Origin of the sequence: Serratia sp. K-E0102 (genome assembly GCF_029962625.1) — a bacterium.
Taxonomy (GTDB): Bacteria; Pseudomonadota; Gammaproteobacteria; order Enterobacterales; family Enterobacteriaceae; genus Serratia; species Serratia sarumanii.
The window spans coordinates 5,133,976-5,160,726 of record NZ_CP124754.1 but is presented as its reverse complement, the minus strand read 5'-3'; the positions used below and the strand labels follow the sequence as shown (position 1 = coordinate 5,160,726).

The following is a 26,751-nucleotide window of genomic DNA, read 5'->3' as shown; positions in this document are numbered from 1 at the left end:
GGCGGACTCCACTCGAACAAGATCAATAAAGAAAAGAAACGGGCAACTTTTTTATAACTCATGATTTTTGACACATACCCGGCATCGGCGGTTTGCCTGTGGGGGATGCGAACCGCCTTTCACGGTTTGTGTCCCTCACGATCCCGGCATGAGGGATCGCGATCGGAATGACGGATCATAGCGCAATCCGCGCAAGAGATCCTCCCCTTCCTCACAGATTAGATCCATTTTATCCACAGGCCGCGGCCGGCGGCGATCTTTTCACCGTCGGCGCCGGATGACCGCGCAGATCCCGGCCGCTGCGCCGCATTTTTTACATTGTCAACCGGTTATACCCTGTTATCCACGCCGGATCCTGCGATCGCGCGCAAAGGATCTCTCGGGGATCCTTGCGATTTCACCCCGAGTCCGTATAATCTTCGCCCTACGTGTGATACCTGGTTCCTTATGGTGCGTCATTAGCCAGACAGGATTCTGCGGTGACCACGGGCCAAGACCGGGTTTTGTTCCGTTATTGGCAGACAACCAGGTAGGCTGGCGCGATGCGAATTGACTCAGGACTGTACAATTATTACAATCCCGCTTCTTTATGTATTGCGATTGAGGCGTCGGTCATCTTCACGCCGAGTAGCCAAACGCGTTTACTGATCAGTAATTATTTTAAGTTTAGGTAGAAATCGCTATGAAACGCACTTTCCAACCGTCCGTATTGAAGCGCAACCGTAGCCACGGTTTCCGTGCTCGTATGGCCACCAAAAATGGTCGTCAAGTTCTGGCCCGCCGTCGTGCGAAAGGCCGTGCTCGTCTGACTGTTTCTAAGTAATAAAGCTAACCCGCTGAGTGGTTAAGCTCGCTTTTCCCAGGGAGTTACGTTTGTTAACTCCCACTCATTTCACTTTCGTCTTCCAGCAGCCACAACGGGCTGGCACGCCGCAAATTACCATCCTCGGCCGCCTGAACCAGCTGGGGCATCCCCGCATCGGTCTTACCGTCGCCAAAAAACACGTCAAACGCGCGCACGAGCGTAATCGGATCAAACGCCTAACCCGCGAAAGCTTCCGCCTGCGCCAGCACGAATTACCGGCGATGGATTTTGTCGTGGTAGCCAAAAAGGGGATAGCGGATTTGGATAACCGCGCGCTGACGGAAGCTTTGGATAAATTATGGCGTCGCCACTGTCGCCAGGCTCCCGCATCCTGATCGGGCTGGTGCGGGCCTATCAGCTCGTCATCAGTCCGCTGCTAGGGCCTCGTTGTCGCTTCCAGCCGACATGCTCTCATTACGCAATTGAGGCATTAAGCAGGTTTGGCATGATAAAAGGCAGTTGGTTAGCATTGAAACGCGTATTAAAATGCCACCCTTTGAACCCAGGTGGCGATGATCCGGTGCCGCCAAAAACCGACGATAACAGAGAACACTAACGATGGATTCGCAACGCAATCTTCTCCTCATCGCTCTGCTGTTCGTGTCTTTCATGATCTGGCAGGCATGGCAAACGGACAACGCTCCGCAGCCGGCCGCACAGACCACGCAACAGACTTCGAACGCAGTAGCCGGTGATGCCGCCAGCCAGGCCGTGCCAGCCAGTGGTCAGGGTAAGCTGATTACCGTGAACACCGACGTGCTGTCACTGACCATCAACACCCGTGGTGGCGATATCGAGCAGGCTAAACTGTTGGCCTACCCGGATACTCTGGGTTCATCGACTCCGTTCCAACTGCTGGAAACCACTCCGTCGTTCGTCTATCAGGCGCAAAGCGGCCTGACCGGTAAAAACGGCCCGGACAACCCGGCCAACGGCGAACGCCCGCTGTATCAGGCGGCGCAAGACAGCTACACCCTGCCGGAAGGCCAGGACGAGCTGCGCATCCCGCTGACCTACACCGATAAAGACGGCGCAGTCTACACCAAGACCTTCGTGCTCAAACGCAACCACTATGCGGTCGGCGTGGATTACAGCATCGACAACAAAGGCGCGACGCCGCTGGAGCTGACCCTGTTCGGCCAGCTGAAGCAAACCACCGAATTGCCTAAACACCGCGACACCGGCAGCAGCAACTTCGCGCTGCACACCTTCCGCGGCGCGGCGTACTCGTCCAGCGAGGACAAGTACCAAAAATACGCGTTCGACAAAGATGAAAACCTGAGCGTCACCACCAAAGACGGTTGGGTCGCCATGCTGCAACAGTACTTCGCCACCGCGTGGGTACCGGCGACCAAAGGTGACAACACCTTCTATACCGCCAAACCGGGCGACAACCTGTCCACCATCGGCTTCAAATCTACGCCGGTCGTGGTGCAGCCGGGCGCTCAGCAGCAGCTGAACGCGACCCTGTGGGTCGGCCCGGAGCTGCAGGACCAGATGGCCCAGCTGGCGCCGCACCTGGATCTGACCGTGGATTACGGCTGGCTGTGGTTCATCTCCCAGCCGCTGTTCAAACTGCTGAAGTTCATCCACGGCTTTATCGGTAACTGGGGCTTCTCCATCATCATCATCACCTTCATCGTGCGCGGCATCATGTACCCGCTGACCAAGGCGCAGTACACCTCGATGGCGAAAATGCGCATGCTGCAGCCGAAGCTGCAGGCGATGCGTGAGCGCATCGGCGATGACAAACAGCGCATGAGCCAAGAGATGATGGCGCTGTACAAGGCGGAGAAAGTGAACCCGCTCGGCGGCTGCCTGCCGCTGATCATTCAGATGCCGATCTTCCTGGCGCTGTACTATATGCTGATGGGTTCGGTCGAGCTGCGCCACGCGCCGTTCGCCCTGTGGATCCATGACCTGTCGGCGCAAGACCCGTACTACATCCTGCCAATCCTGATGGGCGTGACGATGTTCTTCATTCAGAAGATGTCGCCGACCACCGTGACTGACCCGATGCAGCAGAAAATCATGACCTTCATGCCGGTGATCTTCACAGTGTTCTTCCTGTGGTTCCCGTCCGGTCTGGTGCTGTACTACATCGTCAGTAACCTGGTGACCATCCTGCAGCAGCAGCTGATTTACCGTGGTCTGGAAAAACGCGGCCTGCACAGCCGCGACAAGAAAAAAAGCTAAGCGTATTGTAGGGGTTCGGCGCGCCGACCCTTGCAGTCACCCCAAAGGCGGTCATTAGACCGCCTTTTTGCATCTTAATCGTCAGAGAGAACCGTTATGAGCACCACCGATACCATCGTAGCCCAAGCCACCCCGCCGGGACGCGGCGGCGTCGGCATTCTGCGCATTTCCGGAAGCAAGGCCAAAGACGTCGCCCAGGCGTTGCTCGGCAAGCTGCCGAAGCCGCGCTACGCTGACTATCTGCCGTTCCGCGACGCCACGGGTGCCACCCTCGATCAGGGCATCGCGCTGTGGTTCCCGGGGCCGAACTCCTTTACCGGCGAAGACGTGCTGGAACTGCAGGGCCACGGCGGGCCGGTGATCCTCGATCTGTTGCTCAAGCGCGTGCTGGCGCTGCCCGACGTGCGCATCGCCCGGCCCGGCGAATTCTCCGAACGCGCGTTTCTCAACGACAAGCTCGATTTGGCGCAGGCCGAAGCGATCGCCGATCTGATCGACGCCAGCTCCGAGCAGGCGGCGCGCTCGGCGATGAACTCGCTGCAGGGGGCATTTTCCACCCGCATCCACCAGCTCGTGGAAGCGCTCACTCACCTGCGAATCTACGTGGAAGCGGCGATCGACTTCCCGGACGAGGAAATCGACTTCCTGTCCGACGGTAAAATCGAAGCACAACTCAACGACGTGATGGCGGATCTGGATAGCGTACGCGGCGAAGCGCGCCAGGGCAGCCTGCTGCGCGAAGGGATGAAGGTAGTAATCGCCGGGCGCCCCAACGCCGGTAAATCCAGCCTGCTCAATGCGTTGGCCGGGCGCGAGGCGGCGATCGTCACCGATATCGCCGGCACCACCCGCGACGTCCTGCGCGAACATATCCATATCGACGGCATGCCGCTACACATCATCGACACCGCCGGCCTGCGCGACGCCAGCGACGAAGTGGAGCGCATCGGCATCGAACGTGCATGGAACGAGATCGAACAGGCCGACAGAGTGCTGTTTATGGTTGACGGCACCACCACCGCCGCCACCGAGCCGGCGGAGATCTGGCCGGAGTTTATGGCGCGCCTGCCGGGCACGCTGCCGATCACCGTGGTGCGCAACAAGGCCGACATCACCGGTGAAACGCTGGGTCTGACGGAAGTGAACAACCACTCACTTATTCGCCTGTCGGCCCGCACCGGTGAAGGCGTCGATGTGCTGCGCGATCATCTGAAACAGAGCATGGGCTTCACCAGCAACATGGAAGGCGGCTTCCTGGCGCGCCGTCGCCACCTGCAGGCGCTGGAGCTGGCGGCACAGCACCTGGTGCAAGGCAAAGAACAGTTAGTGAGCGCTTACGCGGGCGAGCTGCTGGCCGAGGAACTGCGCCAGGCGCAGCTGGCCTTGAGCGAAATCACCGGCGAATTCACCTCAGACGATCTGCTGGGCCGCATCTTCTCCAGCTTCTGCATCGGCAAATAATCGCCTGCGGGCGCCATATCCTCTTCGGCGCCCGCATTTTACGTCTCCGGCACCAAAACTCACCTAAGCTTATCTCATCAATTTTTCCGCGTGAGAGATAAGCTTAAATGAACGAACCTTTAGACTTGATTGGCGTGGGATTGGGGCCTTTCAATCTCAGTCTGGCCGCTCTGGCCGCCGAAAGCGGCGCCGTCAACTATACCTTTCTCGATCGTAACGCGAGCTTCCGCTGGCACCCCGGCATGCTGCTGCCTTCCGCTTATATGCAGACATATGTGCTGCAGGATTTGGTTACCGCCGTCAGCCCACGCAGCCAATTTTCATTTATTAATTACTTGGTAGAACAGAAAAAAATTTATCGGTTTTTAATCACCGAGCAGCAAATTATCAGCCGAGAAGAATTTTCCGACTATCTACGCTGGGCCTGCGAAAGATTAGACGGGCTACAGTTTTCACAGTCCGTAGAGCGCATTGATTTTGACGATGAAAAGAGTTTGTTCAAGGTAACCACCCATGATCAGACGCTGTGGGCGAAAAATATCTGTCTGGGCACCGGCCATAACCCTTGGTTACCGAAAGCGTTTTACCCGGCGCTGGGCGAAAACTGCATGCATGCCGCCGAAATAGCCCTGCGCAATCCGGACTTCAGCGGCAAGCGAGTTATGGTGGTGGGCGGCGGCCAAAGCGGCGCCGATGTGTTTTTGAACGCATTGCAGGGGCACTGGGGCGAACCGGCGCAGCTGGACTGGCTCTCGCGCCGTCCCAATTTTCAGCCGCTGGACGAGTCCCCCTTCACCAACGAATATTTCACTCCCGAATACGTCGACTATTTCTATACACTGCCGTCAGAAATCCGCGAGCGTGAAATCAAAACACAGAAATTGCCGGCAGACGGCATCAGCAATCATACGCTGCGAACCCTGTACCGTGAGCTATATATGCGTTTTGACGTGATGCGCCAGACGCGCAATGTGCGTTTACTGCCTCATCGCACCCTACTGGCCATCGAATCAATGGGTGAAGCTTTTCATCTGCGCACGCTTCACGGCCTGGAAAATCGCCAGGAAAGTTTCAGGGCCGATATCGTCATTCTGGCCACCGGCTATCGCGCTTCGCTGCCCGCTTACCTGAAACCCTTGCTGCCGCGCATTCCTCTCGATGCGGAACAGCATCTGCCGCTACTGCCGAATTTTAATCTGGACTGGCTCGGGCCGGAGCAAAATCGAATTTATGCGGTTAATGCCGGAATACACAGCCACGGCAGCGCAGAAGGCGGACTGAGCCTGATGGCCTGGCGTTCAGCCCGCATCCTCAATCACTTGCTGGGTAAGCCGTGCTTTGATTTGGCACCGAACGCATCAATGATCCAATGGTGGAGCGATGCCGCGCCGGGCGATATCTCTACCACCGCTGATAAATAGGATAATCCGCATAGCGTTTTTTGATGATAAATCCTCAACTTAGTCTTAATCTAACACCCCTGCGTTCTTAGCGACCCTCTGTCATGGAGCGAACAATGGCGTGTCATTTTGCCCGATGGACCCCGGCCTCCGCCGTCCTGGATACCCAGAGACTCGCCGACGAAGTGATAGCCGCCACCCGCACCTTTTCCGTTAAACGCCGCACGCGCTTCCTGCAAGGGCGCATTCTGCTCGCCGAAATGATGTTCTACCTGTACGGCCTGCCGACGTTGCCCCCCATCGCCACCACGCCGACCGGCCGCCCCTGTTTCGCCGATCATCAACTGCCCGATTTCAGCCTCGCTTACGCCAGCAACACCGTGGGCGTGCTGCTCAGCGACGAGGGCAAAGTCGGGTTGGATATCGAAGTGATGCGGGCGCGCGGCACCCGGCAAAGCGCGCTGCAACACGCGCATCAGACGCCGGCGGAAAGTGCCTGGATCGGCGCGCAGGACGATCGGCTGGAGGCGGAGACTCAGCTGTGGAGCATTCGGCAAAGCGTGCTGAAAATTTCCGGCCTCGGCAACAGCGGCCAGTCTACGCTGCGTCTGCATCCCTTCTCCGGCCACCTGCGCTCCAGCGCCACGCCGGACGTTCAGGTGATGAGCGACGCCGACGAATACCTGAGCTGGGCCTGCGCCGGCAGCCCCGGCCTGGATCGCCTGCTGTGCTGGCGCTACGAAGAGCGCGGCGGCCTGCAGAAAGACGGGGAAATCTCGCCGCGCAGCCCGGCGGCGTCCTCACGCTTCGTTAAACTGACGGGCCTGAAGACGCCCGGTTAACGCGGCGCAAAGCGGATAACGCTGTCTTTACCGCACGAGTTGCTGGATTAAATTGTAAAGACAGCTAAATGTTGAGCAATCGCCTATTCTCGACCAGCGCTTTAGCCTACTATTCGCCCATGTTGTACGCTGAATCTGCTCATTCGAAAGGGAGAATCACCATGTCAGACCAAGCCTTAAAAATCGTCACTCTGCTCGGCAGCCTGCGCAAAGGCTCCTACAACGCCATGGTGGCCCGCGCCCTGCCAGGCCTGGCTCCACAGGGCGTCACCATTGAAGCGCTGCCCTCCATCCGCGATATCCCGCTGTACGACGCCGACATGCAACAGGGTGAAGGCTTCCCTGCCGCGGTCGAGGCGATCGCCGAACAGATCCGCCAGGCCGACGGCGTGATCATCGTCACCCCTGAATATAACTATTCCGTGCCCGGCGGGTTGAAGAACGCCATCGACTGGCTGTCTCGCTTGCCGAATCAGCCGCTGGCCGGCAAGCCGGTCGCCATTCAGACCAGCTCGATGGGGCCGATCGGCGGCGCGCGCTGCCAATACCACCTGCGCCAGATCCTGGTGTTCCTCGATGCGATGGTAATGAACAAGCCTGAGTTTATGGGCGGCGTGATCCAGAGCAAGGTCGACGAACAGGCCGGTGAACTGAGCGATCAGGGAACGCTGGATTTTCTGACCGGCCAGCTGTCTGCGTTCAGCGATTTTATTCGCCGCGTGGAGTGAAGGTCTCGCGGCGCCCCTTAGGCGCCGCAACAGGACATGAAGTCCATCAATTCATTGAAAATTAAAGCCATAGCATCATGTATTTTTTCATTTTAGCGTTATTTTTTGTTTCCATCACCAGTCCCGCTTTCGCGGCAGAGATGCGTTATCCCGCCGGCGAAGAGCCGCTGGAGCTGCCGGCACACAGCGCGCTCAACGCCCAGCTGTCGCGATCCGCGCAAAACCAGGAAGATAAAAAGCTGGGCGCCATGTCGCTGTACCTGACGCTGATGCGCGAAGACGGCCGCAACGTCTGGGCGCCCTACCAGCTGGCGGTGTCATCGGCGGAGAAAGGGCAAACCGAGCTGGCGGAGCGCTACCTGCAGCTGAGCGCCGACCGCGGCCTGTGGTACTACTACAACCTGCTGGAGGACGACGCCTTCAACAGCATCCAGCACTCCGCCACCTACCAATCGATCCTGGCCGCCACCAAAGCGCGCTATCTGCAGCACGCGCGCCACTATGAAGGCAAGGCCAGCTACGCGATGCCGGACGGCGAAGCGCCGCCCGAAGGCTGGCCAACGGTGATCTTCCTGCATACCTACGGCAAAGCCGCCGCCATCAGCCCCGAAGAACGGCTGCTGTTCGGCGAAATGGGCGTGGCCTACATCGAGCTCAACGGCACGCAGATGCTGTCGGAAAACAGTTTCCGCTGGTCGAATTACAGCGACGAAAGCACCCAAACCGCCATTCAGCGTACGCTGCAACAGCTGGCTCCGCAGCTAAAGCTGAATCCCCGGCGGATTTACCTCAGCGCCCGCGGCCAGGGCGCGCTGCACGCCGCCAACCTGATCGCGAAGTACCCGCAGTTTTACGCCGGCGCGCTGCTGATCGCCCCCAACGGCGAGATCAAGCCGGCCCAGCAGTCGCTGGCGGCGCAAAAGAAAATCGTGATGGCGTATTACGATCGGCAGAATTTCAGCGAGCAGGCGCTGGCGTTGCACTTCGCCAATCTGTTCGGAGAGGATAATCAGGTAGAAACGCTGCACTTCGCCCAGGGAGAGGATGCCGCCGGCAGTTGGCAGGCGCGCTTCAAGCGGCCGTTGCAGTGGGTGTTGGGTAAGGTGCCGGATGCGACGCCGGGCGCCTAGGGGTTCAGGGCCGACAGGCGTCGGCCCTTTGGCGGTCAATGGCCGTCGACGAAGACGATCTTCAGCACGAACAGCAGCGCCACCACCACCACGCACGGGCTGATTTCACGCCAGCGGCCGGTGCCGAGCTTCATCACGCAGTAGGAGATAAAGCCGAGCGCGATGCCTTCGGTGATCGAGAAGCTGAACGGCATCATCACCGCGGTGACAAACGCCGGTACCGCTTCGGTCAGATCGTCCCACTTCACCCGCGCCAGGCTGGAGGTCATCAGCACGCCGACGTAGATCAGCGCGCCGGCGGCGGCGTAAGCCGGCACCATGCCCGCCAGCGGCGACAGGAAGATCACCAGCAGGAACAGCAGGCCGGTGACCACCGCCGTCAAACCGGTGCGGCCGCCGACGGCGACGCCGGACGAACTTTCGATGTAAGCGGTCACGGAAGAGGTGCCCGCCAGCGAACCGGCCACCGAGCTGATGCTGTCGACGTACAGCGCCTGCTTCATGCGCGGGAACTTGCCCTGGTTGTCGGTCAGGCCGGCTTTATCGGTGACGCCGATCAAGGTGCCCGAAGAGTCAAACAGGTTCACCAGCATAAACGAGAAGATGATCCCGGCCAGCCCGATGTTCAGCGCGCCAGCCACGTCGACCTGGCCCACCACCGAGGTGATGCTCGGCGGCAGGGAGAACAGGCCGCCGTATTTCACGTCGCCCAGCATCCAGCCGATCAGGGTGGTGACCACGATCGACACCAGCACCGCCGCGTGGAAGTTGCGCGAAGAGAGCACGGCGATGATGAAGAAGCCGAGCGCGCCCAGCAGCACGTTGTGCGAGGTCAGGCTGCCGATGGTCACCAGCGTGTCCGGGTTGGCCACCACGATGCCGGCGTTTTTCAGCCCCATCATGCCGATGAACAGGCCGATGCCGCTGGTGATGCCGACCCGCAGGCTGACCGGAATGTTGGCGATCATCCAGTAGCGGATGCGGAAAATGGTCAGCAGCAGCAGGCCGACCGCTCCCCAGAAGATGGCGCCCATGCCCACCTGCCAGGAGATGCCCATCGCCCCGACCACCACGAAGGCGAAGAAGGCGTTCAGGCCCATCGCCGGCGCCAGCGCCACCGGCAGGTTCGCCAGCAGGCCCATAAAGATGCTGCCGAAAGCGGCGATCAAACAGGTGGTGACAAATACCGCCTGGGTATCCATGCCCGCCGCGCCCAAGATTTGCGGGTTAACGAACACGATATACACCATGGTAAGGAAGGTGGTGATACCGGCAATCGTTTCCGTACGCGCCGTCGTGCCATGTTGCTTGAGTTTAAACACGCGCCCAAGCAAGCCTTGCTCAGCGTCAAGGCCAGATACTGGTTTGGTCATTATCAGAATTCCGAAAATGGGAATGGACAGTCGCCGGCTATCCTATAACAAAAAGTGGGGCTTTTGACGCCGGTCACAGGTTTTTTTCGCCATCTTTACGGCTAAACGCGTCAACGGCTTGTATTTACAGGCTTTCATCCCGCGTTTCCGTCCGCTGCGTTGCCGTTTGCCGACACGGCCGATAAAATGACCTATCGCATCTCTTACCCTACCCGCGAAAAAACAGGAATCCGCATGTCTTCAACCTTTATCGATAAGCTCGCGTTGATCGCGCTGAAAGATGACAAAGTGGCGCTGGTGCGTTCACACAATAAGACGCTGTTTTATATGCCGGGCGGAAAGCGCGAAGCGGGCGAAACCGACGAACAGGCGCTGTGCCGCGAAATCGACGAAGAGCTGACCGTCGCGCTGCAGCCGAGCTCCATCGCGTTTTACGGCGAGTTCGCCGGCCCGGCGGACGGCAAGCAGGACGGCACCCAGGTGCGTATTCGCTGCTATCAGGCCGACGTTACCGGGCAGTTGCAGCCGGCCGCCGAAATCGCCGAGCTGAGGTGGTGCGACAGCCGCGATTTGCCGCACTGCTCACACGTCGCCGCGCTGATTTTGCACGATCTCAAGGCGCGTAACCTGATCAAGTGATCGCTGAGCGGCCTCAGCGCCGTTAACCCGAAGGAACCTGTCCCGCATGAATCAGATTGACTGTATTTTGTTCGACTGCGACGGCACGCTGGTGGACAGCGAAGTGCTGTGCAGCAAAGCCTATGTGCACATGTTCGCCCGCTACGGCATTCATCTGTCGCTGGAAGAGGTGTTCAAGAAATACAAAGGGGTGAAGCTGTACGAGATCATCGATCGGGTCAACGCCGAGCAGGGCACTGACCTGGCAAAAGAGGCGCTGGAGCCGCTGTATCGGCAGGAAGTGGCGCGGCTGTTCGACAGCGAACTACAGCAGATTGCCGGCGCCCGCGAGCTGCTGGCGCAGGTGACGGTGCCTGTCTGCACCGTCTCCAACGGACCGGTCAGCAAGATGCAGCACTCGCTCGGCCTGACCGGCATGCTGCCTTATTTTGATGACCGGTTGTTCAGCGGCTATGACATTCAGCGCTGGAAGCCGGATCCGGCGATCGTATTCCACGCCGCCGAACAGATGCAGGTGCCGGTAACGCGCTGCATCCTGGTCGATGACTCGCCTGCCGGCGCGCAGGCTGGTATCAATGCCGGCATCCCGGTCTTTTACTTCTGCGCCGATCCGCATAACCCGCCGATCGACCACCCGCTGGTGACGACGTTTAACGACCTGGCCCAGCTGCCCACGCTGTGGCGCGAACGCGGCTGGCGGCTGACGGCCGATTAACTGGCCGGCAACGGCGGCTTGTTGCGCCACCAGCGCCACGACCGTTTCAACGCGCGAGTTTGCGCGCCGAAGCGGCGGTTGACCGCGTTGGCCAGCAGATCGAGCGCCAGGCAGAACACGAAATAGACCAGCGCCACGAACAGGAACACTTCCATCGGATAGACCATGCTGCGGTTGTTGACCTGGGTCGCCAGGAAGGTCAGTTCGCCAACGCCGACGATATAAGCCAGCGAGGTGTCTTTGATCAGGGATATCCACTGGTTGATGAACGACGGCACCATCATGCGCAGCGCCTGCGGCAGCACGATCATGCGCAGCGTCTGCCAGCGGGTCAGCCCCAGGGAAAGTCCGGCCTGCCACTGGCCGGGGCCGATCGCGGCGATGCCGGCCTTCACCGCATGGGCCAGATAGGCCGAAGCGATCAGCGCCAGCGCGCACACCACGGTGGTGATTTCCGGGATCTCTACGCCAAACACCATCGGCAGCAGGAAATAGGTCCAGAAGATCAGCATGATGACCGGTATGGCGCGGAAAAAGCCCAGCACCGCCGCCAGCAATCCGGCAGCGACGCCGCGCGACATCGCCAGCGCCACGCCGAGCAAGGTGCCTAGCGCCGCCGAGGCGACGCCGGCCATCAGGCTGATCGCCAACGTCAGCGCCGCGCCGCCTAATGGACCATCCGGCCAGGTACCCCACAGCAGGTAGCCCAGGTTGTCGTGAATCACGCTGAAATCCATCTCAATGCCCTCCCAGCGGTTTACGCTGTTGGCGCCACATGCCCCAGCCTTCCAGCAGCGCGATGATGGCGATATACAGCACCGTCGCCACGCCGAACGCCTGGAAGGTGCGCAGGGTTTCGGTTTCGACCTGACGCGAGGCGTAAGAGAGTTCGGCCACGCCGATCGCCATGGTCAGCGACGAGTTTTTGATCACGTTCATGTATTGCCCCAGCAGCGGCGGCAGCGCGATTTTCAGCGCCTGCGGCAGCACCACGTAGCGCATCGCCTGCCAGCCGGTCAGCCCCAGCGCCTGCGCGGCATATTTCTGCCCGCCGGCGACGCCGCGAATGCCGGAACGGATCTCTTCGGCGATAAAGGCGGTGGAGTAGAGCGTCAGGCCGAAGAAACCGGCGAGAAACTCGAACGACGGCCATTCCAGCGGACCGACCTGATGTGAGCTGTTCAGCCACTGCATGGCGGCGGACGGCAGGATCTGCCCGGCGGCGAAGTACCAGAAGAACAGCTGCACCAGCAGCGGCGTATTGCGAAACAGCGAGCTGTAGCCCATCGCCAGCCAACTCAACGGCCGCAGGCTGCTGTCGCGCATCGCCGCCAGTACGAAGCCCAGCAGCGTGGCCGCCAGGCCCGCGCAGGCGGAAAGCCACAGAGTCAGCAGAAAGCCGTGCCACAGCCAGCTCAGGTATTGCGGCGCCAGCAGCCAGTCCAGGTTCATGTTCAATCCTTGTCTTGCAGAATGCATCAGGGGCGCAGCAAGCTGCGCCCCTCCGTGCCGATCTCACCGCGAGCGGTTAAATCAGGCTTTCGGTTGCTGATCCAAAGGCGCGATTTTGAAATCGCCGCGCGGTTGGGCGGATTGGGTTTCCGGCCCGAACCAGCGATCGTAAATCTTAACCGCTTCGCCGTCTTTTTCCAGCTTGATCAGCGTCTCGTTCACCGCGGCGGTCAGGCGATCTTCGCCCTTGGGAATGCCGACGCCCTGGTATTCTTTGGTCAGACTGAACGGCGAAATTTCAAATTCCGCCTTCTGCGCCGCCGGCAGGTTGCCAAGCAGGCCGACCAGCTTGGCGTCGTCCTGGGTGATCGCCTGCACGTTGCCGTTGCGCAGCGCCACGAACGCCAGCGGGGTGTCATCGTAGGAGATCACTTTCGCCGTCGGGAAACGCTCGCGCAGGGTGATTTCCTGCACCGTGCCCTTATCCGCGCCAATGCGCAGCTTTTTGATGTCTTCCGGGGTTTTCAGCACGCCTTTGCGGGCGATGAATTTCTGACCGGTGGCGAAGTACGGCACGCTGAAGTTCACTTCCTTGGCGCGCTCGTCGGTAATGGTGAAGTTGGCGGCAATCAGGTCAACCTTCTTCGACACCAGCAGCGGAATGCGGTTGGCCGGGTTGGTGGCGCGCAGCTCCACTTTTACCCCCAGCGCTTTGCCGATCGCATCGGCGACGTCCACATCGTAGCCCACCAGCTTCTTGCTCTGCGGATCGATGTAGCCGAACGGCGGGTTGCTGTCGAACACCGCGATACGCACCACGCCGGCTTGCTTGATATCGTCAAGTTTGTCCGCGTGCGCGGCGCCGGCGGCGAGGCCGGTCAGACTGGCTAACAACGTTAAGGCCAAAGCGCGATGTTTCATAGAGAGCTCCTAAGTGGTTGATGTCCTGCTGGCGGATAAGCTAGCAAGCGCCACATAGGTCAGGAAATAATATAAAAAGCTATATTTATAACCTTTTTATCTTTAAGAACTTAAGATGGAATAAAGGCGCGGGAAACCGCGCCTTTGAAGGATATTACCCGGAAAGGGTCAGTCGGCTTTGTCGTCTTTACCGCCCGGAGAGAGCAGCTTTTCCAGGGCGTCGCCGCCCAAATGACGGAAATCCTGTCCTTTGACGAAATAGAAGATAAATTCGCAGATGTTCTGGCAGCGGTCGCCGATACGCTCGATAGAACGGGCGCAGAACAGCGCGGTCAGCACGCTCGGAATGGTGCGTGAGTCTTCCATCATATAGGTCATCAGCTGACGCACGATGCCTTCGTATTCCTGGTCGACCTTTTTATCTTCGCGGTAAATACGGATCGCCTCGTCCAGATCCATGCGCGCGAAGGCGTCCAGCACGTCGTGCAGCATTTGCACGGTGTGGCGCCCCAGCGATTCCAGGCTGACCAGCAGCGGCTGGTGCTGGTGCGAGAACTTCTCCAGCGCGGTGCGGCAGATTTTGTCCGCCACGTCGCCGATGCGTTCCAGCTCGGAAATGGTTTTGATGATCGCCATCACCAGGCGCAGATCGCTGGCGGTCGGCTGGCGCTTGGCGATGATGCGCACGCAGGCTTCGTCGATCGCCACTTCCATCATGTTGACCTTGGCGTCGCCTTCGATAACTCGCTTGGCCAGCTCGCCATCCTGATTGTGCATCGCGGTGATGGCGTCGGTCAGCTGCTGCTCCACCAGCCCGCCCATGGTCAGCACCTGGGTGCGGATATGCTCAAGCTCTGCGTTGAACTGGCCGGAAATGTGTTTGTTTAAATTCAGGTTATCCATGATGCTTCCTATCAACCATAACGGCCAGTGATGTAGTCTTCAGTCTGCTTTTTCTGCGGCGCAGTGAACAGGTTATCAGTATCACTGAACTCGATCAGCTCGCCCAGATACATAAATGCGGTGGAGTCGGAGCAGCGCGCCGCCTGCTGCATATTGTGGGTTACGATCACCACGGTGTAATCGGCCTTCAGCTCGCTGATCAGCTCTTCAATCTTGCCGGTGGAGATCGGATCCAGCGCCGAGCAAGGCTCATCCAGCAACAGCACTTCCGGACGAATGGCGATGCCGCGGGCGATGCACAGGCGCTGCTGCTGGCCGCCGGAAAGGCTGTAGCCGCTCTGGTGCAGCTTGTCCTTGGTTTCGTTCCACAGCGCCGCCTTGGTCAGCGCCCACTGCACGCGCTCGTCCATATCGGCGCGCGACAGCTTTTCAAACAGGCGAACGCCGAAGGCGATGTTGTCGTAAATCGACATCGGGAACGGCGTCGGCTTCTGGAACACCATGCCGACCTTGGCGCGCAGCAGCGCGATATCCGAGTTGTCGGTCAGGATGTTCTGGCCGTCCAGCAGGATGCCGCCTTCCGCACGCTGTTCCGGGTACAGCTGGTACATCTTGTTGAAGGTGCGCAGCAGGGTGGATTTGCCGCAGCCGGACGGGCCGATAAACGCGGTGACCTTGTTCTTGGCGATATCCAGCGTGATGTTCTTCAGCGCATGGAATTTGCCGTAGTAGAAGTTCAGATCGCGTACCTGAATTTTGCTGCTGGAAGCGTCAGTAACCATACTCATCAAGACTTCTCTCTTTTCATCAGCGCCGCCAAAGCGGCGCTCAAAATTTTATGAATGCTTTTTCTTGGCGAAAATCACGCGCGCCAGGATATTCAGTAACAGTACGCACAGGGTGATCAACAGCACCCCGGCCCAGGCCAGCTGTTGCCATTCGGCGAACGGGCTCATGGCGAATTTGAAGATGGTCACCGGCAGGTTGGCGATCGGCTGCATCAGGTCGGTGCTCCAGAACTGGTTCGACAGCGAGGTGAACAGCAGCGGCGCCGTTTCCCCCGCGATGCGCGCAATCGCCAGCAGCACGCCGGTGATGATGCCGGACACCGACGCCTTCAGCGTGATGGCGGAAATCATGCGCCATTTCGGCGTGCCCAGCGCATAAGCGGCCTCGCGCAGCGTATCCGGCACCAGCTTCAGCATGTTCTCGGTGGTGCGAATGACGATCGGCACCTGCAGCAGCGCCAGCGCGACGATGCCGGCCCAGCCGGAAAAGTGTTCCATCTTCGCCACCACGATGGTGTAAACGAACAGGCCCACCACGATCGACGGTGCGGACAGCAGGATGTCGTTGATAAAGCGGATCACTTCCGCCAGCCAGGATTTACGGCCGTATTCTGCCAGGTAGATGCCGGCCATGATGCCCAGCGGCGTGCCGAAGATGGTCGCCCACAGGATCAACAGGCCGCTGCCGGCGATGGCGTTGGCCAGACCGCCGCCTGCGGTGTTCGGCGGCGGGGTCATTTCAGTGAACAGCGCCAGCGACATGCCGTCGAAGCCTTTGGTCACGGTGGCGATCAGGATCCAGATCAGCCAGAACAGCCCGAACACCATGGTCGCCATCGACAGGAACAGCGCGAGACGGTTTTTCTGCCGGCGCCAGGCCTGCATTTTGCGGCGGCTTTCCGCCAGAACGACTGCGTTTTGCATATCCATCGTCGCCATGTTAACGCCCCTCATTCTTGGCCAGACGCATGATCATCAGTTTCGACAGCGCCAGCACGATAAAGGTGATAACAAACAGAATCAGGCCCAGCTCCATCAACGCGGCGGTGTGCACGCCGGACTCGGCTTCGGCGAATTCGTTGGCCAGCGCCGAGGTGATGCTGTTGCCCGGCATGTACAGCGAAGCGCTGTCGAGCTGGTAGGTGTTGCCGATGATAAAGGTCACCGCCATGGTTTCCCCCAGCGCACGGCCCAGGCCCAACATCACGCCGCCGATGACGCCGTTTTTGGTGAACGGCAGCACGATGCGCCAGATGACTTCCCAGGTGGTGCAGCCGATGCCGTAGGCCGACTCTTTCATCATCACCGGGGTCTGTTCGAACACGTCGCGCATGACTGCCGCGATGTAAGGAATGATCATGATCGCCAGGATCACCCCGGCGGCCAGAATGCCGATGCCGAAGGCCGGGCCGGAGAACAGCTCGCCGACGATCGGAATGCCCGACAGCACTTCGCCGACCGGCGTCTGGAAGTATTCGGCGAACAGCGGCGCGAACACGAACAGGCCCCACATGCCGTAAACGATGCTGGGGATGGCCGCCAACAGCTCAATGGCGATGCCCAGCGGCCGCTTCAGCCAGTTCGGCGCCAGCTCGGTCAGGAACAGCGCGATGCCGAAGCTCACCGGCACGGCGATGATCAGCGCGATAAGCGAGGTGACCACGGTGCCGTAGATCGGCACCAGCGCGCCGAACTGCTCCGCCGGCGCGTCCCACTCTTTGGTCCACAGGAAGGCGAAGCCGAATTTCTGCATGCTTGGCCAGGAGGCGAAGATCAGCGAAACAATGATGCCGCCCAGCAACAATAGGGTAATCAGCGCAGCCAGTCTCACCAGCGCGCTGAAAATGATGTCACCGTTTTTGCCCGGTGCTTTGATGGTCGGCTTGTACTCAGCCATAGATTACTCTCTGTTTGAACCCTGGCAGCCCCAACCGGGATCGGAGCCTGAAGAACTGTGTGGGGCGCGGCGAACCCGCGCCCCTGCGTTGTTAGTACAGCGCTTTGCCTGAACTGTCTTTTACGTTGGTTTTCCAAGCCGCGCGCACCTGCTCAACCACTTCTGCCGGCAGGGTGGCGTAATCCAGCTCGTTAGCCTGCTTGGCACCGGTTTTGTAAGCCCAGTCGAAGAACTTCAGCACTTCGGCGCCCTGAGCAGGGTTTTTCTGCTCTTTGTGCACCAGGATGAAGGTGGTGGATGTAATTGGCCACACGTTGTCGCCTTTCTGGTCAGTCAGATCCTGAGCGAAGGTCTTGCTCCAATCCACGCCCTTGGCCGCGTTGCTGAAGCTCTCTTCGGTCGGGCTGACCGGTTTACCGTCGGCGGATACCAGCTTGGTGTAAGCCAGGTTGTTCTGCTTGGCGTAAGCGTATTCTACGTAGCCGATAGAGCCAGGCAGACGCTGAACGAAGGCGGCGATGCCGTCGTTGCCTTTACCGCCCAGACCGGTCGGCCAGTTAACGGTAGAACCGGCGCCGATCTTCTCTTTCCACTGCGCATTGGCCTTGGACAGGTAGCTGGTGAACACGAACGAGGTGCCGGAACCGTCGGCGCGGCGCACCACGGCGATGTTCTGGTCAGGCAGTTTCACGCCTGGGTTTAGCTTGGTGATAGCCGGATCGTTCCATTTTTTGACGTTGCCCAGGTAGATATCGCCCAGGGTTTTGCCGTCCAGCGTCAGTTCGCCGGATTTGATGCCCGGGATATTCACGGCCAGCACCACGCCGCCGATCACGGTCGGGAACTGGAACAGGCCATCGACCGCCAGTTTGTCGTCAGACAGCGGGGCGTCGGAAGCGCCAAAGTCAACGGTGTTGGCCACGATTTGCTTCACGCCGCCAGAGGAGCCGATGCCCTGATAGTTAACTTTGTTGCCGGTTTCTTTCTGATAAGAATCTGCCCACTTGGCGTAAACCGGAGCGGGGAATGTCGCACCTGCACCGGTCAGGCTGGCAGCAGCGAACGCGGACACGGTGGTCAGGGAGAAGGTCGCTGCCACAATACTGGCGACGGTGGTACGCATCAGTTTCATAATCCCTCCTAATGGGATATTTAAAATCGACTTCGAGTCGTTTTAATCAGAGTAAGTATTGCTGCAGGAGGGAAAATAGGACAGTTTGGTGACAGAAAAATGTACGCAATATGACAGTTATATTACAGCGCGCCAGAGAGGCGTTTGTTTCTTTAAAAATCAATTAATTAGTCAAAAAACAGCGCAATTGACGTGCAATAAAAAAACGGTTTGGCGCGGCCTATCCGCTTGAATATGACAATGTTTATCGCCGAATCGGTCGCGCTGTCATCTTTAAGGCCGCTCATGAAAAAAGCCGGCGCAAAGGCCGGCTTTTGCAGTTTACCTGCGGCAGATTACTCTACGGTGACAGACTTCGCCAGGTTGCGCGGCTGGTCAACGTCGGTGCCTTTGATCAGCGCCACGTGGTAAGACAGCAGCTGCAACGGCACGGTGTAGAAGATCGGCGCCACGATTTCCTCGACGTGCGGCAGAGGAATGATGGTCATGCCTTCGCTGCTGACGAAGCCGGCGTCCTGATCGGCGAACACGTACAGCTGGCCGCCGCGCGCGCGCACTTCTTCAATGTTGGACTTCAGCTTTTCCAGCAGTTCATTGTTCGGTGCCACCACGATCACCGGCATATCGGCGTCGATCAGCGCCAGCGGGCCGTGTTTCAGCTCACCCGCCGCATAGGCTTCGGCGTGAATATAGGAGATCTCTTTCAGCTTCAGCGCCCCTTCCATGGCGATTGGATACTGATCGCCGCGGCCGAGGAACAGCGCATGGTGCTTGTCGGAGAACCCTTCCGCCAGCGCTTCGATCTCTTTATCCATCGACAGCATCTGCTCGATACGCGCCGGCAGCGCCTGCAGGCCATGCACGATCTCTTGCTCCACGCTTTCCGCCATGCCTTTCAGGCGGCCCAGACGCGCCACCAGCATCAACAGCACGGTGAGCTGCGTGGTGAAGGCCTTGGTCGAGGCCACGCCGATTTCCGTGCCCGCTTTGGTCATCAACGCCAGATCCGATTCGCGCACCAGCGAAGAGCCGGCCACGTTACAAACGGCCAGCGAACCGAGATAACCCAGCTCTTTGGACAGACGCAGCGCCGCTAACGTATCGGCGGTTTCGCCGGACTGCGACAGGGTGATGATCAGGCTGCCCGGACGCACCGCCGATTTGCGGTAACGGAATTCGGACGCGATCTCGACGTCGCACGGCACGCCGGCCAGCGCTTCGAACCAGTAGCGCGCCACCATACCGGAGTGGTAAGAAGTCCCGCAGGCGATGATCTGCACGTGCTGCACCTTGGCCAGCAGCTCGTCGGCGCGCGGGCCCAGCTCGCTCAGGTTGATTTGGCCATGGCTGAAACGCCCTTCCAGGGTGTTTTTCAGCGCCAGCGGCTGTTCGTAGATCTCTTTTTGCATGTAGTGACGGTAAGCGCCCTTGTCGCCGGCGTCATACTGCACCTGGGATTCGATTTCAGGGCGCTCGATGGAGTTGCCCTGCTTGTCGAAGATGTTGACGGTGCGGCGAGTCACTTCCACCACGTCGCCTTCTTCCAGGAAGATGAAGCGGCGGGTGACCGGCAGCAGCGCCAGCTGATCGGAAGCAATAAAGTTTTCCCCGACGCCGCGGCCGATAACCAGCGGGCTGCCGGAGCGCGCCGCGACCAATACGCTCGGATCGCGGCTGTCCATCACCACGGTGCCGTAAGCGCCGCGCAGCTGTGGGATCACGCGCTGAACCACTTCCAGCAACGTGCCGCCCTGTTGTTGTTCCCAGTGCACCAGGTGCGCGATCACTTCGGTGTCGGTTTCGGAGCTGAAGCGGTAACCGCGTTCGATCAGCAGTTCGCGCAGCGGTTCATGGTTTTCGATGATGCCGTTATGCACCACGGTAATGTAGTCGGAAACATGTGGGTGCGCGTTCGCTTCGGTCGGTTCACCGTGCGTTGCCCAGCGGGTGTGAGCGATGCCGGTACCGCCGTGCAGATCGGTCTGCTCCGCCGCTTCGGCCAGTTTTTGCACCTTGCCTACGCGACGCAGGCGACTGACGTTGCCTTTTTCGTCGACCACCGCCAGACCGGCGGAGTCGTAACCGCGGTACTCGAGACGGCGTAAACCTTCCAATAGGATTTCTGCGATATCACGTTGCGCTACTGCGCCTACAATTCCACACATCAGTTGTATTCCTAATGAACGCCCTTCATGGGCGCTTTCGATGTCTTGACCTGATTTTTGCCGGTTTTACCGTGCGTCCCCGAGCCTGTAGATGGTGGGGGTTATTATGTTTTGTATTGGGCTCTGAACGGAGCCCAACGCAAAACACACTATGACTTCTTCTTCACCGGACGTTGCCAGCCCTGAATGTGCACCTGCTTGACGCGGCTCAGCACCAGTTCGTTCTCGGCGATATCGCGCGTCACCGTGGTGCCAGCGGCGATGGTGGAGCCTTTGCCGACCGACACCGGCGCCACCAGCTGAGTATCGGAACCGACGAACACGCCGTCGCCGATCAGCGTCTTGTGCTTGTTGGCGCCATCGTAGTTGCAGGTGATGGTGCCAGCGCCGATATTCACGTCATCGCCGATTTCGGCATCGCCCAGGTAGCTGAGGTGGCCGGCCTTGGAGCCTTTGCCCAAACGCGCCTTTTTCATTTCCACGAAGTTGCCGACGTGGGCCCCTGCCGCCAGCTCCGCGCCAGGGCGCAGGCGGGCGAACGGCCCCACGGTGCAGTCGGCTTCCAGCACGCTGTCTTCCAGCACGCTGTAAGGGCTGATCTCGCAGTCATCGCCGATCACACAGTTTTTCAGCACGCAGCCGGCGCCGATTTTCACCCGGTCGCCCAGCTTGACGTGACCTTCGATAATCACATTCGCATCAATAGTGATGTCGCGGCCGTGAACAAGTTCCCCGCGCAGGTCAAAACGCGCCGGATCCAGCAGCATCACGCCGGCCAACAGCAGCTTTTCAGACTGTTCCGACTGGAAGACGCGCTCCAGGGTCGCCAGCTGCAGGCGGTTGTTCACGCCTTCCACTTCACTCAGGCGCGACGGGTGCACGGTTTCGATTTTCTTGCCGTCGGCATGGGCCAACGCAATGATATCGGTAATGTAAAACTCGCCCTGTGCGTTGTCGTTATTCAGCATCCCCAGCCAGCGCTTCAGATCGCGCCCGTTCGCCACCAGGATGCCGGTATTGATCTCGTTGATCTGGCGCAGCGCCTCGCTGGCATCCTTGTGTTCGACGATGCCCACCACGTTGCCCTGCTCGCGCACGATGCGGCCGTAGCCGCTCGGATCGTCCAGCTTGACCGTCAGCAGACCGATACCGCCCTGCGGTTTGGCCGCCAGCAGGCGTTGCAACGTATCCACGGAGATCAACGGCACGTCGCCGTACAGCATCAGCACGTCTTCATCGTCGGCAAAGTGCGGCGCGGCCTGCTGCATTGCATGGCCGGTACCCAATTGCTCGGCCTGCAGCACCCAGTTCAGCGCGCCGTCAGTCAACGTGCTTTTCAGCAGATCGCCGCCGTGGCCGTATACCAGGTGAACATGTTGCGCGCCCAGTTTCATCGCGGCATCAATGACGTGTTGCACCATCGGCTTACCGGCCAACGGATGTAAAACCTTGGGAAGATCGGAATACATGCGTGTTCCCTTGCCCGCGGCGAGGATAACCACGCTCATTGCGCTGTTCGACATAAGCAACCTGATAACTCCATTTTGATAGACGAAAGTAAAACCGTTTAGCGACAATATTACTACATATTTCTCTGCACGAACCCGGCTCAGGCCGCGTGGGCCTTGGCCTGCCGCTATCGTGGCCAATTCGGCGCCGGGGCGAAAAAACTGTCGGCGATCGGCGACGTTTATTTCCCGATATCAGGGGTTATACACCACACCGCCCGCCGGGCTGAAATGCTTATTTTAAAGTAAAAAAAAAGCGACCCTATAGGCCGCTTTCTTAAAGTTGGGTGCTTTGCACCCAAACATTACATCGCTTTTCTGGTGAGCTCGATAACGCGCAGTTTCGCGATCGCTTTCGCCAGTTCAGCGGATGCCTGAGCATAGTCGACATCGCCATGAGAGCTGCGAATGTGTTCTTCAGCTTTACGCTTAGCTTCCAACGCTCTCGCTTCGTCGAGGTCAGTACCACGGATAGCAGTGTCCGCCAGCACGGTAACCACGCTCGGCTGCACCTCGAGGATGCCGCCGGACAGGTAGATGAACTCTTCTTCACCGTGCTGCTTAACAATACGCACCATGCCAGGCTTGATGGCAGTCAGCAGCGGCGCATGGCCAGGGAAGATCCCCAGTTCACCTTCGCTGCCTGTCACCTGGATCTTCTGCACCAGGCCGGAAAACATCTGTTTTTCCGCGCTGACTACATCCAGATGGTAAGTCATAGCCATATCACCCTCCTCTCAAGGCGTTACAGTTTCTTGGCTTTTTCCACTGCTTCTTCAATGGTGCCAACCATGTAGAACGCCTGCTCCGGCAGGTGGTCATAGTCGCCGTCCATAATGCCTTTGAAACCACGGATGGTGTCTTTCAGCGATACGAACTTGCCCGGAGAACCGGTGAAGACTTCTGCCACGAAGAACGGCTGAGACAGGAAGCGTTGGATCTTACGCGCACGGGATACGACCAGTTTGTCTTCTTCAGACAGCTCGTCCATACCCAGGATCGCGATGATATCTTTCAGTTCCTGGTAGCGTTGCAGAATGGACTGCACGCCACGCGCTACGTCGTAGTGCTCCTGGCCAACAACCAGCGGATCCAGCTGACGGCTAGTGGAATCCAGCGGGTCAACGGCCGGGTAGATACCCAGAGAAGCGATGTTACGGCTCAGTACCACGGTTGCGTCCAAGTGCGCAAAGGTGGTGGCTGGTGACGGGTCAGTCAAGTCATCCGCAGGAACGTAAACGGCCTGTACGGAAGTGATGGAACCGGTCTTGGTCGAGGTGATACGTTCTTGCAGAACGCCCATCTCTTCCGCCAGCGTTGGCTGATAACCTACTGCGGATGGCATACGGCCCAGAAGTGCGGACACTTCGGTACCGGCCAGGGTGTAACGGTAGATGTTGTCAACGAACAGCAGAACGTCACGGCCTTCGTCACGGAATTTCTCCGCCATGGTCAGGCCGGTCAGCGCAACGCGCAGACGGTTACCTGGTGGCTCGTTCATCTGGCCGTAAACCAGGGATACTTTGTCCAGAACGTTGGAGTCGGTCATTTCGTGGTAGAAGTCGTTACCCTCACGAGTACGCTCGCCCACGCCCGCAAACACGGAATAACCGGAGTGCTCGATCGCGATGTTACGGATCAGCTCCATCATGTTTACGGTTTTACCCACGCCCGCACCGCCGAACAGACCGACTTTACCGCCCTTGGCGAACGGACAAATCAGGTCCATTACCTTGATACCGGTTTCCAGCAGTTCCTGGGAGCTGGACAGCTCTTCGTAGCTTGGCGCCGCGCGGTGAATCGCCCAACGCTCTTCTTCGCCGATGTCGCCTTTCATGTCGATCGGTTGACCCAATACGTTCATGATACGGCCCAGGGTAGCTTTACCCACCGGCACTTCAATCGGGTGGTCCAGGTTGTTCACTTTCAGACCGCGACGCAGACCATCGGAGGTCCCCATTGCGATACAGCGAACCACGCCACCGCCCAGCTGTTGCTGAACTTCCAACACCAGTTTTTCGGTGCCGTTTTCTACCTCAAGGGCGTCGTACACTTTCGGTACGGCATCCTGAGGGAACTCGACGTCCACCACGGCGCCGATTACCTGGATAATCTTTCCAGTAGCCATCTTGAATCCTCTACGTAATTCGTAAACCTAGCTTAAACCGCGGAGGCTCCCGAAACGATCTCGGTGAGTTCCTGAGTGATGCTGGCCTGACGCGCCTTGTTGTATACCAACTGCAGCTCTTTGATCAGGCTACCGCCGTTATCGGTTGCGGCTTTCATCGCGACCATTCGTGCGGCCTGCTCGCTGGCCAGGTTTTCCACGACGCCCTGATAAACCTGCGACTCCACATAGCGGCGCAGCAAGGTATCAAGCAGCACTTTTGGATCGGGTTCATACAGGTAATCCCAAGGCGTTTTCTTCAGCTCTTCGTCATCGGCTGGCGGTAACGGCAGCAGCTGAAGCACCTGCGGCTCTTGGGACATCGTATTAACAAATTTGTTGCTGACAATGTACAGCTTGTCCAAACGACCTTCGTCGTAGGCCTGCAGCATCACTTTCACCGGCCCGATCAGATCCGACAGGGAAGGTTTGTCCCCCATGCCGGTCACCTGGGCAACCACGTTGCCGCCCACGGAACCAAAGAAAGAGGCCGCTTTAGAGCCAATCAGCGCCAAATCGGTTTCGACGCCTTTTTCGGACCAGGCTTTCATCTCCGCCAGCAGCTTTTTGAACAGGTTGATGTTCAAGCCGCCGCAGAGACCACGGTCAGTAGACACCACCAGATACCCGACGCGCTTAACGTCACGCTCATCCAGGTACGGGTGCTTGTACTCCAGATTCCCTAACGCAAGGTGACCAATCACTTTGCGCATGGTCTCTGCATAAGGACGGCTGGCCGCCATGCGATCCTGCGATTTACGCATTTTGGAGGCGGCGACCATTTCCATCGCTTTAGTGATCTTTTGCGTGTTTTGCACGCTAGCGATCTTACTACGTATCTCTTTTGCGCCGGCCATCTCTGCTTCTCCTCAGTGCCAGACGGCCTGCTGTCTTTCAACAGCAGGACCGTTCGGCGTTACCAGGACTGGGTTTTCTTGAAGGTCTCGAGGATGTCTTTCAACTTGCCCTCGATCTCATCATTGAAGTTGCCAGTTTGGTTGATGTGGTTCAGCAGCTCGGCGTGCTCGCGGTCCGCATAGGCGACCAGCGCGGCTTCGAAGCTCACCACTTTGGCGACTTCGACGTCGTTCAGGTAACCGCGTTCTGCGGCAAACAGCACCAGAGACTGTTGTGCGACCGACATCGGCGCATACTGTTTCTGTTTCAGCAGCTCGGTCACTTTCTGACCGTGGCTCAGCTGTTTGCGGGTCGCGTCGTCCAGATCGGATGCGAACTGGGAGAACGCAGCCAGTTCACGATACTGCGCCAGCGCGGTACGGATACCGCCGGACAGTTTCTTCATGATCTTGGTCTGCGCGGCGCCACCAACACGGGATACGGAGATACCCGGGTTAACTGCCGGACGAATACCGGAGTTGAACAGGTTGGATTCCAGGAAGATCTGACCATCGGTAATCGAGATTACGTTGGTCGGAACGAACGCGGAAACGTCACCCGCCTGGGTTTCAATGATCGGCAGAGCGGTCAGTGAACCGGTTTGGCCTTTAACTTCACCTTTGGTGAAGGCTTCAACGTATTCGGCGTTAACGCGCGCTGCACGCTCCAGCAAGCGGGAGTGCAGGTAGAATACGTCGCCTGGGTAAGCTTCACGACCTGGCGGACGACGAAGCAGCAGGGAAATCTGGCGGTAAGCAACGGCCTGTTTGGACAGGTCATCGTACACGATCAGCGCATCTTCACCGCGGTCACGGAAATATTCGCCCATTGCGCAACCGGCGTATGGCGCCAGGTATTGCAGTGCAGCGGATTCGGAAGCGGTCGCCACAACCACGATGGTGTTGGCCAGTGCGCCGTGCTCTTCCAGTTTGCGCACCACGTTAGCGATGGTGGACGCTTTCTGGCCGATAGCCACGTAAACGCATTTGATGCCGGAGTCGCGTTGGTTGATGATCGCATCGATCGCCAGCGCGGTTTTACCGGTCTGACGGTCACCGATCACCAGCTCACGCTGGCCACGGCCGATTGGAATCATGGCGTCAACGGATTTGTAGCCAGTCTGAACCGGCTGATCAACGGATTGACGCTCGATAACGCCTGGCGCGATAGCTTCTACCGGAGAGAAACCGTCGTTCTCAATCGGGCCTTTGCCGTCGATTGGCGCGCCCAGGGTGTTAACTACGCGGCCCAGCAGACCACGACCGACTGGAACTTCCAGGATACGGCCGGTGCATTTAACCTTCATGCCTTCGGCCAGATCCGCGTACGGACCCATGACCACGGCACCGACGGAGTCGCGCTCCAGGTTCAATGCGATTGCGTAACGGTTGCCAGGCAGCGCGATCATTTCGCCCTGCATAACGTCGGCCAGGCCGTGTACGCGGATGATCCCGTCGCTGACGGAAACGATAGTACCTTCATTGTGAGCTTCGCTCACTACATTGAACTGAGCAATGCGCTGCTTGATCAGTTCGCTGATTTCGGTGGAATTCAGTTGCATGCTCCAGTCCC

General features: G+C 58.9%; 26 protein-coding genes. 11 read left to right on the top strand and 15 right to left on the bottom strand.

Features of this window, described 5'->3' with window-relative positions; translation table 11 throughout:
* The first annotated feature begins 682 nt into the window (after positions 1-682).
* From rpmH to SSARUM2_RS24320, 9 genes are all read left to right on the top strand, one after another.
* A complete protein-coding gene (gene rpmH / locus SSARUM2_RS24360; protein WP_000831330.1) occupies positions 683-823 on the top strand; it encodes a 50S ribosomal protein L34 in 141 nt (46 codons plus the stop codon).
* Positions 824-840: 17 nt separating this feature from the next.
* Positions 841-1,200, top strand: a complete 360-nt coding sequence (gene rnpA / locus SSARUM2_RS24355) for a ribonuclease P protein component (protein ID WP_004933883.1) — start codon at positions 841-843, stop codon at positions 1,198-1,200.
* Positions 1,164-1,421: a membrane protein insertion efficiency factor YidD gene (gene yidD / locus SSARUM2_RS24350; protein WP_004933881.1), complete on the top strand. Its 258-nt coding sequence runs from the start codon at positions 1,164-1,166 to the stop codon at positions 1,419-1,421. The genes rnpA and yidD overlap by 37 nt, the downstream gene beginning before the upstream one ends.
* 2 nt (positions 1,422-1,423) lie before the next feature.
* The gene (yidC, locus tag SSARUM2_RS24345; protein ID WP_016929601.1) at positions 1,424-3,061 is read left to right on the top strand and encodes a membrane protein insertase YidC; all 1,638 of its coding nucleotides are present in this window, start codon (positions 1,424-1,426) and stop codon (positions 3,059-3,061) included.
* Between the two features lie 96 nt (positions 3,062-3,157).
* Entirely contained in the window at positions 3,158-4,522 is a 1,365-nt protein-coding gene (gene mnmE, locus SSARUM2_RS24340; RefSeq protein WP_016929602.1) for a tRNA uridine-5-carboxymethylaminomethyl(34) synthesis GTPase MnmE, read from the top strand.
* 107 nt (positions 4,523-4,629) lie between these two features.
* Positions 4,630-5,943: a SidA/IucD/PvdA family monooxygenase gene (locus SSARUM2_RS24335; RefSeq protein ID WP_049197095.1), complete on the top strand. Its 1,314-nt coding sequence runs from the start codon at positions 4,630-4,632 to the stop codon at positions 5,941-5,943.
* A 95-nt stretch (positions 5,944-6,038) separates the two neighbouring features.
* Entirely contained in the window at positions 6,039-6,764 is a 726-nt protein-coding gene (locus tag SSARUM2_RS24330; protein ID WP_039568288.1) for a 4'-phosphopantetheinyl transferase superfamily protein, read from the top strand.
* A gap of 161 nt (positions 6,765-6,925) precedes the next feature.
* The gene (locus SSARUM2_RS24325; protein ID WP_025304752.1) at positions 6,926-7,492 is read left to right on the top strand and encodes an NADPH-dependent FMN reductase; all 567 of its coding nucleotides are present in this window, start codon (positions 6,926-6,928) and stop codon (positions 7,490-7,492) included.
* 77 nt (positions 7,493-7,569) lie between these two features.
* Positions 7,570-8,622, top strand: a complete 1,053-nt coding sequence (locus SSARUM2_RS24320; RefSeq protein WP_060431121.1) for a hypothetical protein — start codon at positions 7,570-7,572, stop codon at positions 8,620-8,622.
* A gap of 35 nt (positions 8,623-8,657) precedes the next feature.
* Here the strand turns inward: SSARUM2_RS24320 and SSARUM2_RS24315 are convergent, their stop codons facing one another.
* A complete protein-coding gene (locus SSARUM2_RS24315; RefSeq protein WP_033636524.1) occupies positions 8,658-9,995 on the bottom strand; it encodes an NCS2 family permease in 1,338 nt (445 codons plus the stop codon).
* A gap of 234 nt (positions 9,996-10,229) precedes the next feature.
* Here SSARUM2_RS24315 and SSARUM2_RS24310 point away from each other — a divergent pair, with 234 nt between their 5' ends.
* Positions 10,230-10,634 carry an NUDIX domain-containing protein gene (locus SSARUM2_RS24310; RefSeq protein ID WP_033653947.1) on the top strand — a complete coding sequence of 135 codons (405 nt, stop codon included), beginning with the start codon at positions 10,230-10,232 and terminating at the stop codon, positions 10,632-10,634.
* A gap of 46 nt (positions 10,635-10,680) precedes the next feature.
* Positions 10,681-11,349 carry a 6-phosphogluconate phosphatase gene (gene yieH, locus SSARUM2_RS24305; protein WP_060439332.1) on the top strand — a complete coding sequence of 223 codons (669 nt, stop codon included), beginning with the start codon at positions 10,681-10,683 and terminating at the stop codon, positions 11,347-11,349.
* On the opposite strand, the gene SSARUM2_RS24300 is transcribed toward yieH, so the two are convergent.
* The 14 genes from SSARUM2_RS24300 to atpA all read right to left on the bottom strand — a co-directional run bounded on the left by SSARUM2_RS24300 (position 11,346) and on the right by atpA (position 26,740).
* Complete coding sequence (locus SSARUM2_RS24300; protein WP_041037335.1) at positions 11,346-12,086, bottom strand: amino acid ABC transporter permease; 741 nt, start codon at positions 12,084-12,086, stop codon at positions 11,346-11,348. The genes yieH and SSARUM2_RS24300 overlap by 4 nt on opposite strands.
* A gap of 1 nt (position 12,087) precedes the next feature.
* Complete coding sequence (locus SSARUM2_RS24295) at positions 12,088-12,801, bottom strand: amino acid ABC transporter permease (RefSeq protein WP_060439334.1); 714 nt, start codon at positions 12,799-12,801, stop codon at positions 12,088-12,090.
* 81 nt (positions 12,802-12,882) lie between these two features.
* Positions 12,883-13,722 carry an ABC transporter substrate-binding protein gene (locus SSARUM2_RS24290; protein ID WP_019455482.1) on the bottom strand — a complete coding sequence of 280 codons (840 nt, stop codon included), beginning with the start codon at positions 13,720-13,722 and terminating at the stop codon, positions 12,883-12,885.
* Positions 13,723-13,890: 168 nt separating this feature from the next.
* Positions 13,891-14,625: a phosphate signaling complex protein PhoU gene (gene phoU / locus SSARUM2_RS24285; RefSeq protein WP_033636521.1), complete on the bottom strand. Its 735-nt coding sequence runs from the start codon at positions 14,623-14,625 to the stop codon at positions 13,891-13,893.
* An 11-nt stretch (positions 14,626-14,636) separates the two neighbouring features.
* Positions 14,637-15,413 (bottom strand): phosphate ABC transporter ATP-binding protein PstB, encoded by a 777-nt coding sequence (pstB, locus tag SSARUM2_RS24280; RefSeq protein WP_004933831.1) that lies wholly within the window; start codon positions 15,411-15,413, stop codon positions 14,637-14,639.
* A gap of 48 nt (positions 15,414-15,461) precedes the next feature.
* Positions 15,462-16,352, bottom strand: a complete 891-nt coding sequence (gene pstA / locus SSARUM2_RS24275) for a phosphate ABC transporter permease PstA (protein ID WP_033636520.1) — start codon at positions 16,350-16,352, stop codon at positions 15,462-15,464.
* Between the two features lies 1 nt (position 16,353).
* Positions 16,354-17,310 (bottom strand): phosphate ABC transporter permease PstC, encoded by a 957-nt coding sequence (gene pstC / locus SSARUM2_RS24270; protein ID WP_004933822.1) that lies wholly within the window; start codon positions 17,308-17,310, stop codon positions 16,354-16,356.
* Between the two features lie 91 nt (positions 17,311-17,401).
* On the bottom strand, positions 17,402-18,442 hold the full coding sequence (gene pstS, locus SSARUM2_RS24265) for a phosphate ABC transporter substrate-binding protein PstS (protein WP_060439336.1): 1,041 nt from the start codon (positions 18,440-18,442) through the stop codon (positions 17,402-17,404).
* Between the two features lie 335 nt (positions 18,443-18,777).
* Positions 18,778-20,607, bottom strand: coding sequence for a glutamine--fructose-6-phosphate transaminase (isomerizing) (gene glmS / locus SSARUM2_RS24260; RefSeq protein ID WP_060439337.1), 1,830 nt, complete (start codon positions 20,605-20,607; stop codon positions 18,778-18,780).
* 149 nt (positions 20,608-20,756) lie between these two features.
* The gene (gene glmU, locus SSARUM2_RS24255) at positions 20,757-22,130 is read right to left on the bottom strand and encodes a bifunctional UDP-N-acetylglucosamine diphosphorylase/glucosamine-1-phosphate N-acetyltransferase GlmU (protein WP_060452986.1); all 1,374 of its coding nucleotides are present in this window, start codon (positions 22,128-22,130) and stop codon (positions 20,757-20,759) included.
* 290 nt (positions 22,131-22,420) lie between these two features.
* A complete protein-coding gene (locus SSARUM2_RS24250; protein ID WP_004933814.1) occupies positions 22,421-22,840 on the bottom strand; it encodes a F0F1 ATP synthase subunit epsilon in 420 nt (139 codons plus the stop codon).
* A 20-nt stretch (positions 22,841-22,860) separates the two neighbouring features.
* Positions 22,861-24,243: a F0F1 ATP synthase subunit beta gene (gene atpD / locus SSARUM2_RS24245; protein WP_004933813.1), complete on the bottom strand. Its 1,383-nt coding sequence runs from the start codon at positions 24,241-24,243 to the stop codon at positions 22,861-22,863.
* A gap of 32 nt (positions 24,244-24,275) precedes the next feature.
* Positions 24,276-25,139 (bottom strand): F0F1 ATP synthase subunit gamma, encoded by an 864-nt coding sequence (gene atpG / locus SSARUM2_RS24240; RefSeq protein ID WP_004933811.1) that lies wholly within the window; start codon positions 25,137-25,139, stop codon positions 24,276-24,278.
* Between the two features lie 59 nt (positions 25,140-25,198).
* The gene (gene atpA, locus SSARUM2_RS24235; RefSeq protein WP_033636516.1) at positions 25,199-26,740 is read right to left on the bottom strand and encodes a F0F1 ATP synthase subunit alpha; all 1,542 of its coding nucleotides are present in this window, start codon (positions 26,738-26,740) and stop codon (positions 25,199-25,201) included.
* Between the last annotated feature and the right edge of the window lie 11 nt (positions 26,741-26,751).

Coding starts and splice junctions, on each gene's coding strand:
- SSARUM2_RS24330 (WP_039568288.1), top strand. CDS start 6,039: ATGGCGTGTCATTTTGCCCGATGGACCCCGGCCTCCGCCGTCCTGGAT.
- yidD (WP_004933881.1), top strand. CDS start 1,164: ATGGCGTCGCCACTGTCGCCAGGCTCCCGCATCCTGATCGGGCTGGTG.
- glmU (WP_060452986.1), bottom strand. CDS start 22,130: ATGTCGAACAGCGCAATGAGCGTGGTTATCCTCGCCGCGGGCAAGGGA.
- rpmH (WP_000831330.1), top strand. CDS start 683: ATGAAACGCACTTTCCAACCGTCCGTATTGAAGCGCAACCGTAGCCAC.
- SSARUM2_RS24295 (WP_060439334.1), bottom strand. CDS start 12,801: ATGAACCTGGACTGGCTGCTGGCGCCGCAATACCTGAGCTGGCTGTGG.
- yidC (WP_016929601.1), top strand. CDS start 1,424: ATGGATTCGCAACGCAATCTTCTCCTCATCGCTCTGCTGTTCGTGTCT.
- mnmE (WP_016929602.1), top strand. CDS start 3,158: ATGAGCACCACCGATACCATCGTAGCCCAAGCCACCCCGCCGGGACGC.
- SSARUM2_RS24310 (WP_033653947.1), top strand. CDS start 10,230: ATGTCTTCAACCTTTATCGATAAGCTCGCGTTGATCGCGCTGAAAGAT.
- SSARUM2_RS24320 (WP_060431121.1), top strand. CDS start 7,570: ATGTATTTTTTCATTTTAGCGTTATTTTTTGTTTCCATCACCAGTCCC.
- pstA (WP_033636520.1), bottom strand. CDS start 16,352: ATGGCGACGATGGATATGCAAAACGCAGTCGTTCTGGCGGAAAGCCGC.
- atpG (WP_004933811.1), bottom strand. CDS start 25,139: ATGGCCGGCGCAAAAGAGATACGTAGTAAGATCGCTAGCGTGCAAAAC.
- pstC (WP_004933822.1), bottom strand. CDS start 17,310: ATGGCTGAGTACAAGCCGACCATCAAAGCACCGGGCAAAAACGGTGAC.
- SSARUM2_RS24335 (WP_049197095.1), top strand. CDS start 4,630: ATGAACGAACCTTTAGACTTGATTGGCGTGGGATTGGGGCCTTTCAAT.
- atpA (WP_033636516.1), bottom strand. CDS start 26,740: ATGCAACTGAATTCCACCGAAATCAGCGAACTGATCAAGCAGCGCATT.
- SSARUM2_RS24290 (WP_019455482.1), bottom strand. CDS start 13,722: ATGAAACATCGCGCTTTGGCCTTAACGTTGTTAGCCAGTCTGACCGGC.
- atpD (WP_004933813.1), bottom strand. CDS start 24,243: ATGGCTACTGGAAAGATTATCCAGGTAATCGGCGCCGTGGTGGACGTC.
- SSARUM2_RS24325 (WP_025304752.1), top strand. CDS start 6,926: ATGTCAGACCAAGCCTTAAAAATCGTCACTCTGCTCGGCAGCCTGCGC.
- pstS (WP_060439336.1), bottom strand. CDS start 18,442: ATGAAACTGATGCGTACCACCGTCGCCAGTATTGTGGCAGCGACCTTC.
- glmS (WP_060439337.1), bottom strand. CDS start 20,607: ATGTGTGGAATTGTAGGCGCAGTAGCGCAACGTGATATCGCAGAAATC.
- SSARUM2_RS24300 (WP_041037335.1), bottom strand. CDS start 12,086: ATGGATTTCAGCGTGATTCACGACAACCTGGGCTACCTGCTGTGGGGT.
- pstB (WP_004933831.1), bottom strand. CDS start 15,413: ATGAGTATGGTTACTGACGCTTCCAGCAGCAAAATTCAGGTACGCGAT.
- yieH (WP_060439332.1), top strand. CDS start 10,681: ATGAATCAGATTGACTGTATTTTGTTCGACTGCGACGGCACGCTGGTG.
- SSARUM2_RS24250 (WP_004933814.1), bottom strand. CDS start 22,840: ATGGCTATGACTTACCATCTGGATGTAGTCAGCGCGGAAAAACAGATG.
- phoU (WP_033636521.1), bottom strand. CDS start 14,625: ATGGATAACCTGAATTTAAACAAACACATTTCCGGCCAGTTCAACGCA.
- SSARUM2_RS24315 (WP_033636524.1), bottom strand. CDS start 9,995: ATGACCAAACCAGTATCTGGCCTTGACGCTGAGCAAGGCTTGCTTGGG.